Annotated in this window: 10 protein-coding genes and 1 pseudogene; 2 read left to right on the forward strand and 9 right to left on the reverse strand. The window is 66.8% G+C overall.

Features of this window, described 5'->3' with window-relative positions:
- Window positions 1-352, reverse strand: a pseudogene (locus VGF12_RS23480) (flagellin FliC); the annotation flags it as partial.
- Window positions 353-527: 175 nt separating this feature from the next.
- Window positions 528-1,370, reverse strand: a complete 843-nt coding sequence (locus VGF12_RS23485; RefSeq protein WP_331178466.1) for a flagellin — start codon at window positions 1,368-1,370, stop codon at window positions 528-530.
- 300 nt (window positions 1,371-1,670) lie between these two features.
- Here VGF12_RS23485 and VGF12_RS23490 point away from each other — a divergent pair, with 300 nt between their 5' ends.
- Together VGF12_RS23490 and VGF12_RS23495 are read left to right on the forward strand one after the other, a co-directional pair.
- Window positions 1,671-3,587 (forward strand): tetratricopeptide repeat protein, encoded by a 1,917-nt coding sequence (locus VGF12_RS23490; RefSeq protein WP_331178467.1) that lies wholly within the window; start codon window positions 1,671-1,673, stop codon window positions 3,585-3,587.
- 226 nt (window positions 3,588-3,813) lie between these two features.
- Window positions 3,814-6,237 carry a hypothetical protein gene (locus tag VGF12_RS23495; protein ID WP_331178468.1) on the forward strand — a complete coding sequence of 808 codons (2,424 nt, stop codon included), beginning with the start codon at window positions 3,814-3,816 and terminating at the stop codon, window positions 6,235-6,237.
- 70 nt (window positions 6,238-6,307) lie between these two features.
- Here VGF12_RS23495 and VGF12_RS23500 read toward each other — a convergent pair whose 3' ends face one another.
- The 7 genes from VGF12_RS23500 to VGF12_RS23530 are packed head-to-tail and all read right to left on the reverse strand — an operon-like array spanning window position 6,308 to window position 11,628.
- The gene (locus VGF12_RS23500) at window positions 6,308-6,955 is read right to left on the reverse strand and encodes an acetyltransferase (RefSeq protein WP_331178469.1); all 648 of its coding nucleotides are present in this window, start codon (window positions 6,953-6,955) and stop codon (window positions 6,308-6,310) included.
- Between the two features lie 5 nt (window positions 6,956-6,960).
- Complete coding sequence (locus VGF12_RS23505) at window positions 6,961-7,710, reverse strand: SDR family oxidoreductase (protein ID WP_331178470.1); 750 nt, start codon at window positions 7,708-7,710, stop codon at window positions 6,961-6,963.
- Window positions 7,711-7,728: 18 nt separating this feature from the next.
- The gene (locus VGF12_RS23510) at window positions 7,729-8,490 is read right to left on the reverse strand and encodes an SDR family NAD(P)-dependent oxidoreductase (protein WP_331178471.1); all 762 of its coding nucleotides are present in this window, start codon (window positions 8,488-8,490) and stop codon (window positions 7,729-7,731) included.
- Window positions 8,491-8,492: 2 nt separating this feature from the next.
- The gene (locus VGF12_RS23515) at window positions 8,493-8,714 is read right to left on the reverse strand and encodes an acyl carrier protein (RefSeq protein ID WP_331178472.1); all 222 of its coding nucleotides are present in this window, start codon (window positions 8,712-8,714) and stop codon (window positions 8,493-8,495) included.
- A 36-nt stretch (window positions 8,715-8,750) separates the two neighbouring features.
- Window positions 8,751-9,815: a ketoacyl-ACP synthase III gene (locus VGF12_RS23520; RefSeq protein WP_331178473.1), complete on the reverse strand. Its 1,065-nt coding sequence runs from the start codon at window positions 9,813-9,815 to the stop codon at window positions 8,751-8,753.
- Entirely contained in the window at window positions 9,806-10,042 is a 237-nt protein-coding gene (locus VGF12_RS23525; RefSeq protein ID WP_331178474.1) for an acyl carrier protein, read from the reverse strand. The genes VGF12_RS23520 and VGF12_RS23525 overlap by 10 nt, the downstream gene beginning before the upstream one ends.
- Before the next feature lie 29 nt (window positions 10,043-10,071).
- Entirely contained in the window at window positions 10,072-11,628 is a 1,557-nt protein-coding gene (locus tag VGF12_RS23530; RefSeq protein ID WP_331178475.1) for an amino acid adenylation domain-containing protein, read from the reverse strand.
- Window positions 11,629-11,651: the final 23 nt, after the last annotated feature.

An 11,651-nucleotide genomic window follows, 5' to 3' on the forward strand; every position in this document is an offset into this window, starting at 1 on the left:
CGCCGAACTCCTTGTTCAGGGAGTCCTTGTCGGCGCTGGTGTTGGTGGCGTTGCGGGCCTGCACAGCCAGCTCACGCATGCGCTGCAGCGAGTCGGTGACCTTGGCGAGGGCGCCGTCGGCGGTCTGGGCCAGCGAGATACCGTCGTTGGCGTTGCGGATGGCGACGTTGGAGCCGCGGATCTGCGCGTTCATGCGCTCGGCGATGCCGAGGCCGGCCGCATCGTCCTTGGCGGAGTTCACGCGCAGGCCGGAGGACAGGCGCTGCATGGAGATTGCCAGCGACGACTGCGAGGTGGACGTGTTGCGCTGAGCGTTCAGCGACTGGAGATTGGTGTTGATGATTTGAGGCATGACGGGTTCCTTTCCTTGACGATGAGCGTCTTGACCTACGCGGTTCCCGATGGCTTCGTGAACCCGTTGAGAGGCTTATCGTCCGGGGTAGGGCCCGGCTTGAGGAATTTCTTCACGCCCGAATCATGAGGCGCACCCCGCGGGGCTGCCGCGGGGTGCGCCGGGGCTGGCGGATTTACCGCAGCAGCGACAGCACCTGCGAGGGCAACTGGTTCGCTTGGGCAATCATGGCCGAGCCGGCTTGCTGCAGGATCTGGGCGCGGCTGAGGTTGGCCGTTTCCGAGGCGAAGTCGGCGTCCGTGATGCGGCTCTTGGCGGCGCTCTGGTTCTCGACGGCAATCTGCAGGTTGGAGATGACGGCGTCGAAGCGGTTCTGGGTGGCACCCAGGATGGCGCGCTGGTTGTTGATGGTGTCCAGGGCCGTGTCGAGGTTGTCGATCACCGAGCCGATGGCCGAGAAGCCGATGGTGCCGTCGATCGACACGCCGGAGGTGACGGCGGTGATGTCGGTGGCCGTCTTCATGTTCTTCATGCCGACGGAGATGGTGTCATCGCCCGTGGTGTTGGCGCCGACCTGGAAGGTCTGCGTCTTGGCATCGGCGCCGAGGATGTGCTTGCCGTTGAAGGTGGTGCCGCCCAGCACGCGCTGGATTTCCTTGGCCAGCTCGCCGAACTCCTTGTTCAGGGAGTCCTTGTCGGCGCTGGTGTTGGTGGCGTTGCGGGCCTGCACAGCCAGCTCACGCATGCGCTGCAGCGAGTCGGTGACCTTGGCGAGGGCGCCGTCGGCGGTCTGAGCCAGCGAAATACCGTCGTTGGCGTTGCGGATGGCGACGTTGGAGCCGCGGATCTGTGCATTCAGTCGCTCGGAGATGCCGAGGCCGGCCGCGTCGTCCTTGGCGGAGTTCACGCGCAGACCGGAGGACAGGCGCTGCATGGAGACGGCCAGCGCCGACTGCGACGTGGAGGTGTTGCGCTGGGCGTTCAGCGACAGCAGGTTGGTATTGATGATCTGGGGCATGGTGTGCCTTCCTTTTGCAAGCTAGGGAGTCCCGGCAACGGTGCCGAAGGGAACTGGACCGAATCACGAATCCGTTTCCGGACTCGTTGGATTGGCTATCGGATGGCTGCACAAGTTTCTTGAGGGCCTTTTGTCAAGGCCTGTGATTTATTGAACAACGCGACCAAGGTCGACCAATTGATGCGATCGGCCGAGCGGCAGAAAAAGTCTGGCGTTGCCCCCCCGCCATTTCAGGCGATGGCGGGGGGCAGCGAGCCCTAAAGTCCGGCGTATCACCGCCGATATAGCGCCGCCCAAGCCATGCCCCATCCCGACCAGACCTCGTTGAAGCTACTTCAGCGCGCCCGCCCCCTGCTGGTGGCGAGGCAGTGGAGCGAAGCCATTCCGCTGCTCGAACGTGTGCTGAAGCTGCGGCCGCGTGACGCCACGCTGTGGTTGACGCTGGCGCAAGCCTGCCAGGCGGCGGATCGGCCGGACGAAGGTCTGCGCGCGGCGGAACGGGCGCAGCAATATGCCGGCGCCGACGACTCCCTGGCTCGCGACGCCACCGAGGAGGCCGTGAAGGCGGCCTTGGACACGCATGACTCACCCCGCGCGCTGGCGCTGGCGGCCAAGCTGCCGGCGGAGCTGCGCGACCAGAGCCCGCAACTGCTCCGGTTGATGGGGACGGCCCTCAACAACCTGAACCGCTCCCAGGAGGCGGTGGAGCCGCTGCTGCGCGCGATCGCGCTGCGCCTGGACGACGGCCAGGCGCATATGCAGCTCGGGTTCGCTTTCTATGCGCTGAAGCTGCACGCGGAAGCCGCCGAGTGCTTTCGCACCGTCTATACGCTCTATCCAGAGAGCATCGGCGCGCTGGCCTATCTGAACCACCTGGAGCAGATGGCCTGTCGCTGGGGTGACTACGACGTGCGCTGCCAGGGGCTGCTGGATTCGCTCTCGGGCCCGGCCCGGGCGATGCACTACGTGCCGCCGTTCGCCTTGGTGATGCTGCCTCACACGAAGGCGCAGATGCTCGCGGCCGCCCGTTTGGCGGCGCTGAGCCAGACCCGCTACATCAAGCCCTGGCCGGCGCCTGAGGTCAAGCCCAGGGAGGGCCGGCGCCTGCATGTGGCCTATCTGTCCAACGACTTCCATGGCCACGCCACGGCCTCGCTCATCACGCAGGTGCTCGAGCACCACGACCGCGAGCGCTTCGAGGTCAGCCTGCTGTCCCACGGTGGTGACGACGGCTCCGCGCTGCGCCAGCGCCTGATGCGAGCGGGCGATCGCTTCGAGGAGATGGGCCGGCTGAGCCTGCCCGACATGGCCCGCCGCGTGCGCGAGCTGGGCGTGGACCTCCTCATTGACCTGAAGGGCCACACGGCTGGCAGCCGCATGGCCATGCTGGCCTACCGGCCCGCGCCGGTGCAGGTGGCATGGTTGGGATTTCCAGGCACCTGTGGCGCGCCGCAGGTGGACTACGTCATCGGCGATCCCATCGTCACCCCGCTGGCGGACGCGCCCTGGTACACCGAAAAGATCGCCCAGATGCCGCACTGCTACCAGCCCAACGATGCATCGCGTGGCCGTGCCGAACCACCCGCACGGCGCGAGCTTGGGCTGGCCGAAGGGGCGCTGGTGCTGCTCAGCGCCAATCAGGTCGGCAAGCTGAATCCGGCGCTGTTCGATGCCTGGATGGAGATCCTGCGCCGCGTGCCCGGCGCCGTGCTGTGGCAGCTGACCGGCGGCGATGCCCCCGACGCCGAGCTGCGCCGTGAGGTGCAGGCCCGTGGCGTGGCGCCTGAGCGCCTCGTCTGCATGCCCTTCGCGCAAATGTCCGACCACCTGCGTCGCCTGGGTGCGGCCGATCTCGCGCTGGACAGCTGGCCCTGCAACGGTCATACGACCACCAGCGACGCGTTGTGGGCCGGCGTGCCCGTCGTGGCGCTTCGCGGCGAGACCTTCGCTGGCCGTGTCAGCGAGAGCCTGCTGTGCGCCATCGGCCTGGCCGAGCTGGTGTGCGACACGCCGCAGGCCTATGTCGAACTTGTCTGCGCGCTGGCTGCAGACCCGGCACGCCTTGCCGCGCTGCGCGCGCGCCTTGCGCAGGCGCGCGACACCTCGCCGTTGTACGACGCCGCGCGCTTCGCGGGCGACCTGGAGGCGCTGTATGAGCGGATGTGGGCGCGCTGTCAGGCGGGCCAGGCGCCGCAGGACTTGCCTGCGGCCGGGTGATCTTTCGACCTATGAGCAGTCCGAAGAAGGAAACCCGCCGATGAGCGCAGTGACGTCCGCCGACGTGCGGGATCACGCCCTGGGACTGGCGGCCACCATCCGTGAGGCGCTGGTCTATCTTGTGGACAGGGAATCGGCCAGCATCCGCAGCATCCTGCCGGAGGCGCTGGCCTCGGTGGAAGCCGCAGTTGCCGGCCATGCGGGGGTGGGAGCTGCGTGCGATGTGGTGCGCGCCCTGCTGGCCGAAGGCATCCACGCGCGGCAGCCCACCCTGGCGGCGCTGGACGGTCTCGACCGGGCCCTGGCAGCCGCCCTGCAGCCCGTGCTCGGCGCGAAGTCTGCACACGGGTGCCTCGACGAGAGTTCGCGGTGGCAGGGCGACACCCAGCCGTCGGGCGGCGCCCCGGAGCTGCCGCATGACACGTCCCCGCAGTCGCGCGCCGACGAAGCCCCGCTGCCGTTCGCGCACCGGGAGGCCTATGCAGACTATTTCTCACGCCTGGTCCATTCCGGGCCGTCGGTTGCGGCGCTGCGCCGCCTGCTGCCTCATCTGGATGCCGCGCTCGATGGCGCGGAGCGTCTGGCCCTGTGGCAGGCTCTGTGGTCCTGCGTGCAAGCCCTGCCGCAGGGAGAGGTCGAACGCGCGGCAAGCTGCCTGGACGGTCGCTACGCGCAGGCGCTGCACCCGCTGCGGCATGATTGGACGGACCCCGCGCTGGTCGAGCATTTGTGCGGGCAAGGCGATTTCGAGGCCCAGACGACCCTGACGCCCGTGCTGCTGAGTCACCACGGCTTGGATCCGCTTGCGGCCCCGACCGGCCACGGCGCCGGCCTGGTGCTGCGGGCCGCGCGTGCGGAACTGGCTCAGTGCCCCCGGGGGCTCGAGCCTTCCCGGGTCGTACGGCTTGAGCGGTCGTTGGCGCACGTGGAAGGTCTCGATTCGTCAGCCATGCCGGAGGTGCTGGCGCTGCGCTTCGAACTGGCGCTGGCCGCCGATGCCGAAGTGGCCGCGACCGGGATCCTGGCCCGGCTGCTGCAGGCCGGCGAGGCCCGTCGGTTGCGGGCAGACCGGGTGCGGGCCTGGCTGGACGGCAGCGCCTTCGGTGCGGCGGACGAGCCGGGCTGCCCGCCGCTGCTGTTGGCCCCCGGGCTGCAGGCCGGCTGGCTGCAGCCGGCCCGCTGGGGCAGCGTGGCGGTGTTGCAAGTGCTGCAGCAAGCCTTGAGCCGTGAGGCCCCGCGCCAGCGCCTGCAGGCCTTGGCAAGGCATGTCGCGGTGCTCGGCGAGCCTGTGGTGCCGCCGGCCTCGCCCGCGCCCCAAGCCTTGCAGTTCCTCACCATTCTCGATAAGGCCTACGCGTTGATCGAAGGTGGCGGCGACGCGGTGCCGTTGTTGCGCGACGTTCTGCATCGCCAGGCCTTTGCGTCACCAGCGTTGGCCTGGATCTGGCGTGCCAGCGCGAACTGGCATGCGGCTCGTGGTGACGCTGAATCCGAGTTGCTGGCGTTGACGCAGACGCGCCGCTATGCGGCGGACGACGCCTTGCGAACCCGCCTTCGCCGGCGTTTGCCGGCGAAGGCGCCGAAGCTTGGCCGCGACTGGCGTGAAGAGGAGGCCGGGTGGCGGGCCTTGGCCCAGCGCGGCAAGGCCGCAGAACAGCGCACGGCGGTACTGCAGTTGGCCACGCTCTATACGGATGGCCAGTTGGAGCCCGGCGCACCCTACCGCCGCCAACAAGCGGATCTTGCCCAGCCGCTCTGGCGGGCCCTGCTGGCCGATGCGCGCTATGCCCCGCTGGCACAGGCGGCACTGGCCGAGCCGCTACAGACGCTGCTGCGTCCCGCTTGGCAGCAAGGGCAGGGGGAGGACTTTCTCTGGTTCGAGCGACCCGGTGCACGTGGCGTGTTCATCGTCTTTTCCTGCATGGCCACTTATTTCGGTTTCACTGAGGTCGCTGCCCTGCAGGGTGCCTTGAAGGATCGCCATCTGATGTTCGTGCGCTGTCCGGACAGGAACTGGTACAGCGACGCCAGCTTCGAGCGCGTGCAAGCCTTGCTGAGCGAGCGGGTAGCCTCGCGCTTCGCACCTGCGGACGTGTGCTGCTGGTACGGCAGCATGGGCGGGCATGCCGCGCTCAAGTTCGCGCTGACCTTCGGTTGGCAGGCCATCGTCTTCAATCCGCAGACCGATCTGGACCTTTGGGCCGCGTTCCGACCCAAGGAGCGTGCCGAGCTTTGGGAGGCCGATCGTCACGCCAGCCTGGATGCGTGGCCGGTCGAGGCCTGGGAGCAGGTGCCGTTGTATTACGCCTGTGGTGCGTGGAGCGCCGACCGCGAGGCGCTCTCGATCGTGTTGCACCGTCTGCGGCAATGCCGTCGGCTGGACGTCGTGATCGAGAAGTTCGACGACCTCAATCACGCCGGGCTGATGAACCGCATCTGCACTGGAGCGCCCACGCTCACGCTGGAGCGCATCTGCCAGCGCCTGCGCGAGTTACCGCAGCTGCCGCCGGCTGAGGGCCCGGGCCTGGTTGGCGCCGATGCGCAACAGTTCTGGGAGCAACTGGACGCGGCACGGGCCGCCAAGGTGGAGGTTCAAGTGCGCGACGGGCGGCTGCGGTGGTGGCCGTCGCGGGATTGTGCGACGCGCTGAGAACGGCCTGCGTCGGGGGCGTCCGAGAAAATAGCGTCAGGGCCGGTGGCCCGCTCGCCGGCCGGCACGCTCAATCGAGAACGCCGATCTGCACCGCAGGGTTGCCGAACACCTTGGTGCGGGTCTTCACGCGCTTCAGCACCACGCTGCCCGCACCGACGTAGGACCAGTCCTCCACCCGTGCCCGCGGCAGCACGGTGGCGCTGGCGCCAAGGAAGACGCCTTCGCCCAGCATGGCATGGCCGTTGATCTGGCAGCCGCCGGAGATCTGGCTGTAGTTGCCGATGCGGACGTCGTGCGCGCCGGAACTGAGCGTACCGAACACCACGTGCCGACCCAACTCGATGTCGCAGGACAGCTGTGTCATGGGACAGATGATGGCGCCCTGGCCGATGCGGACGTTATGGCCGACCAACGCCGTCGGGTGGATCAGCGACGTGAACTCCGCACCGCGCTCCTCGAGCATGTCGGTGTACCTGCGCTTGGCTTGCGGTTCACCCACCGCGCACAAGAAGACATCGCCCGGCTCGGGGTGATAGTCCTCGGGTGCGGCGAGGATGGGGGAGCCATAGTCGAAGCCGTCGAGGATGTCGCTGCGGCTGTCCAAGAAGCCCTTGATCCTCCAGGGCGCGCCGGCCTGAATGGCCTGCCTGGCCCAGACGTGAACTTCACGCCCGAAGTTGCCAGCGTTGACGATCACGAGGCTGGAGGTCGCCATGGTGCTCAGCCGCTGATGTTGACCGTGCGGCCGCCGTCGACCACCAGTTGCTGGCCGGTGATCCAGCGCGCCTGGTCGGAGAGAAGGAACTCCACCGCCGAGGCAATATCGGCCTGTTCGCCCACGCCCAGCGGGTAGTCCCGCCGCATACGCTCGACCACGTCGGGGTCGTTGAACATGTGCTCGGTCATCGCGGTTCGCACCGCACCCGGCAGCACTGCGTTCACGCGTACGGCCGGCGCCAGCTCGACGGCCAGCGCGCGCATGTAGCCGTCCAGCGCGCTCTTGCTGGCGCAGTAGATCCCGAAGCCCTTGGCTCCGAACTGGCTGGCCGTGCTGGAAACGAACACCACGCCGGTCAGTGCCTTCTCATTGACCTTCTTGCGCACCAGCAGCCGGGTGATTTCCACCGCCGACAGGAAGTTGACGTTCATGGTGCGGCCGATGGCGGCCCGGTCGAGCAGGCGCAGCGGGCCGACTTGCAGCACGCCGGCGCAGTGCACGAAGCGCGCCACCTGCAGTCCTTGCCCGGCCAGCGTCTGCAGTAGGCTCGCCTCGATGGTGTCGACATCCACCAGGTCATGCAACCACAGTCGGTGCCGCTCCGGGTGGGTGCACAGGGCGCGGGTTTCTTCCAGGCGCGGCTGGTCGCGCCCGTGCAGCAGCACGGGGCCGAGGCGAGAGAGGCGGATGGCTGTCTCGCGGCCCAGGCCCGAGGAAGCGCCGGTTACCAGCGTGCAAAGCTCTTGGGTCATTGTCTTGGAGCTGCCTGATCAGGCCGCCGTGTATCCACCATCGCACACCAGGGTGCTTCCCGTGATCCAGCGGCCGGCGTCAGCCAGCAGGAAGGCGACGGCGTTGGCCACGTCGTCCGGTTCGCCCAGCCCCAGCGGATGGGCGCGCTCGATCTGTTCGCGCTGCGCGGCATCCCATGAGGCGGCCACCTTGTCATACATCTGGGTCTTCACGAAGCCTGGCGCGACGCAGTTGATGCGGATGCCGCGGGGGGCAAACTCCAGCGCCGCCGACTTGGCCAGGCCGGTCAGCGCGGCCTTGGACATCGAGTAGGCGGTGGCGCCCACGGACCCCACCAGCGCCATGACGGAAGCGATCAGCACCACCGAGCCACCGGCCTCGGTGCAGACCTTGCGGTTCTGGAAGCCGCGCACCAGGGCCAGTGCCGCCTCGGTGTTGACGGCCAGCACGTCGCGGTAGTTCTTTGGAGACAGTAGCCGGGTCGGCGACACCGACGAGACGCCTGCGGCATGCACCAGGCCCGACAGCGAGCCCCCCTGTTGCACGCAGGAGAGCATCGCCGGCGGGATCTCCTCAACCTCGCGCAAGTCCATGGCATGCGCGGCATGCCCCGCACCGGGCAGTTGCGCCAGCAGCGCCGTCAGGCCTTCTTCATCACGATCGAAGGCGAGCACCCGCGCGCCCATGGAGGCCACGCGCATGCTGGTCGCCAGGCCAATGCCAGACGCCGCCCCGGTCACCAGGATGCGGCGCTCTGACAGGTCAAAAGGACGGGACATGCCTACTTGGTCTTCCTGCGCTGGACTTCCTCGAACAGCTGACCGGCCGTTGTGAAGGCCGACATGTCCTTGGCCGTCATGTTCACGCCAAAGTCCGCGTCGAGGGAGGCGATGACGGAGATGACGGTGAGCGAATCCCAGTTCTCATAGGCGTCCAGCGGCTGCGCCGGATCGATGGCGTCCACTTCGAGCAGCTCCGCCAGATTCTCATAAAACTTGTCCATAGGTCGACCCTCTTCACTTCTGGTTGTTTCGTCTGCTCAGTACTCAAGCATGTCGCAAAACTGCAGCTCGCCCAGCCGCATCAGCATGGAGCCCCAGGTCAGGCCCACGCCGAAGCCTGCCAGGCAGACCTGGAAGCTGCGCGTCGGCAGCTCGTTTCTCAGGTTTTCGACAATGGCCATGGGAATGGTCACGCCGCTGCTGTTGCCGTATTTCTCCACCACGTTCATGGGCACCTTGTCGTGCGGGATGCCAATCTTGTCGGCCAACTTCTGCAGCATGAAGCGATTGGGCTGGTGGAACAGGAACCAGTCCACGGCGTCGGCGTCAGTGCCGGCCTGCTCCAGCAGGCTCGCCACCATGGGCGGCACCTCGACCTGCACGAAGTTGAACACGGCCGAGCCGTCCATGCGCAGGTGATCCTGCGCGCGCAGGTTGTTGTCGCCCACATCCTCCAGCGCTGCGGTCTGCTCCGAATGTGGCAGCCGCATGCCTCCTGCCGGGATCATCAGGGCCTCGCGGCGCGTGCCGTCCATCTTGATGTTGGCATGGACGGTGCCGGCTGAGTCCCCGCGCTCGATGACGGTGATGGAGGCTGCGTCGCCGATCAGCGGGTAGCTGTTGCGGTCCCTCGGCGAGGTCTTGCGGCTGACGACATCCGCGTTCACAAGCACCACTTTGCGGATGGCGGGCTGCTCCAACAGCAGAAAGGCCTGCATCAGGCCCACGACGAAGCCCGCGCAACCTTGGTTGATGTCCAGGCAAAACAGGTCGTCCTTGAGCTGCAGTCGCCCTTGGATGACGTTGCTGGTGGGCGGCATGGGGTGGTCAGGTGTTTGCGTCACCAGGATCAGCGCATCGAAGTCGTCGCGTCCCAGCGCGCCCCTGTCGAACAGGTGCTGCAACCCCGCTACCGCGAGGTCGGAGACGCACACACCGTCCTCGACAAGGCGGTGCTTGTCGTAGCCCATGACCTCCATCAGCTTGCGCGAGCGCGCCTCAGGGAAGTTGAAGAGCTTCATGTCTTCCATGAAGGACTGCTCGTGCCGGGGCACCACGGTCAGCAGCCCCGAGATGCGCTTGCCCTGGAATGTCAGCTGCATCGAGGCACCCCGTACTTTGTCAGGAGCGCCGTGATGGCCTCGGCGTTCCTGAAATTCTCGGGGACGATGTCGAGGCCGTCGATGGAAATCTCGTAAGCCTTGTCCAGGCTGGCGACCAGCGCCACCATGTCGAACGAGTCGAGCAGGCCGTCTTCCAGGAAGTCGGTGGACTGCGTGAAGTCGGACTCGGGGCGGATGCTTTGCAGGACGTCGTTCAGCGTGCTCATGTGGGTGCGCTCGTGAGAGTGGACGGGGCTCAGGCGCCGCGGCGGGCGTGGCCGGCCGACAGCGCCAGGCGGTCGATCTTGCCGTTCGGATTGCGCGGCATGTGCTCGACGCGTTCGATCAGGGTGGGCAGCATGTACTTCGGCACGCGCTGGCTCAGCTCGCGACGGATTTCGGCGGCACCGATGTCCTGCTCCGATTCGAAGTACAGCACGATGTCCTTGTTGGGCGCGTCGTAGACCACGCACGCATGGCGGATGCCGGGTACCTGCAGTGCAGCGTGCTCGATCTCGCCCAACTCAATGCGGTAACCCTGGTGCTTGATCTGGTAGTCCTTGCGACCGACGAACATGATCTCGCCCCGCTCGTTGCGGTACACCAGATCTCCGGTGCGGTAGACCAGCTCCGGATAGTGCGAATGCAGCGGGTTCTGCACGAAGGCCTGTGCCGTGCGCTCGGGGTTGTTCCAGTAGCCCAGCGCCAACGAAGAGCCGCGGATGCACAGTTCCCCGTGTTCGTTGACCTGGGCCGGGCGATTGTTCTCATTGACGATCAACACGTCGGTGTTGCGACAGGGAAAACCGATGGGCAGCTTCTCGTCGTCGGCCATGTCCCGGTCGACGATGAAATAGGTGCAGTCCACCGTGATCTCGATCGGGCCGTACAGGTTCACGAACATTGCCTGTGGCAGCTGGCGGCGCCAGTGGTTGAGCGGCTTGGTCGGAAAGACTTCGCCTGCGAACAGCACCTTGCGCAACGCCGGCTGTGGGATCTTCTCCAGCAGGCCCTGGTTGGCGATGTTGACCATGACGGTCGGCACCCAGAAGATGAAGCTGATCGATTCCTGGGCCAGGTAGGAAAGCAGCTTGGCCGGGAAGGCAGCAAGCTGCTCCGGCAAGAGCACCAGTGTCGCGCCCTTGGCCAGGCTGAGCCAGAGTTCCAGCGTGTAAATGTCGAAGTAGAACGGCGAGAGGCTGCCGATGGTTTCCTCGCTGCCCAGGCCCAGGCGTTCGAAGGCCCAGTCCATGAAGTCGATCGTCGACTTGTGGTTCAGCGCGACGCCCTTGGGAACGCCAGTCGAGCCGGAAGTGTGGATGATGCACAACGGGTCGGTGTCGATCACCTGCGCCAGGCGGGCATCTATCGCGGACTGGTCCCAGCGCGGCGCATCGCCCGCGACGGTGTCGACCAACAGCAGGCGATCGGCCGGCACGCCGGCGTTGGCCAGCAGCGGCGCCAGCGAAGCATGGGTGATGACCAGTTCGGCGTCCAGGTTGCCGAGGATGGCCTTGAGCCGTTCCGGCGGAGACTTGACGTCCAGGTTGGCATAGCAGTTGCCGCTGTACACGATGCCGAGGTCGGCGAACACCGTCTGGGCACACTTGGGCAGGAACACCGCCATCGGCCGGTTCAATACCTGGGTGCGGGCCAGGATGGCAGCGGCGAAGTTCTTGGCGTGCAGCTCCAGCTGGCTGAAGGTGTAGCGTGAGTCGCCGTCCACCATCGCCACCTTGTCGGGATTCGAGAGCCGGGCCCCGGTCTCGAAGTACTCAAGCACATTGCTTTGCATGTCCTGTCCGGCTTTCAATCAGAGAATCGACGCCCGCGGGC

The sequence above is a fragment of the Roseateles sp. genome, assembly GCF_036404855.1.
GTDB lineage: Bacteria > Pseudomonadota > Gammaproteobacteria > Burkholderiales > Burkholderiaceae_C > Pelomonas.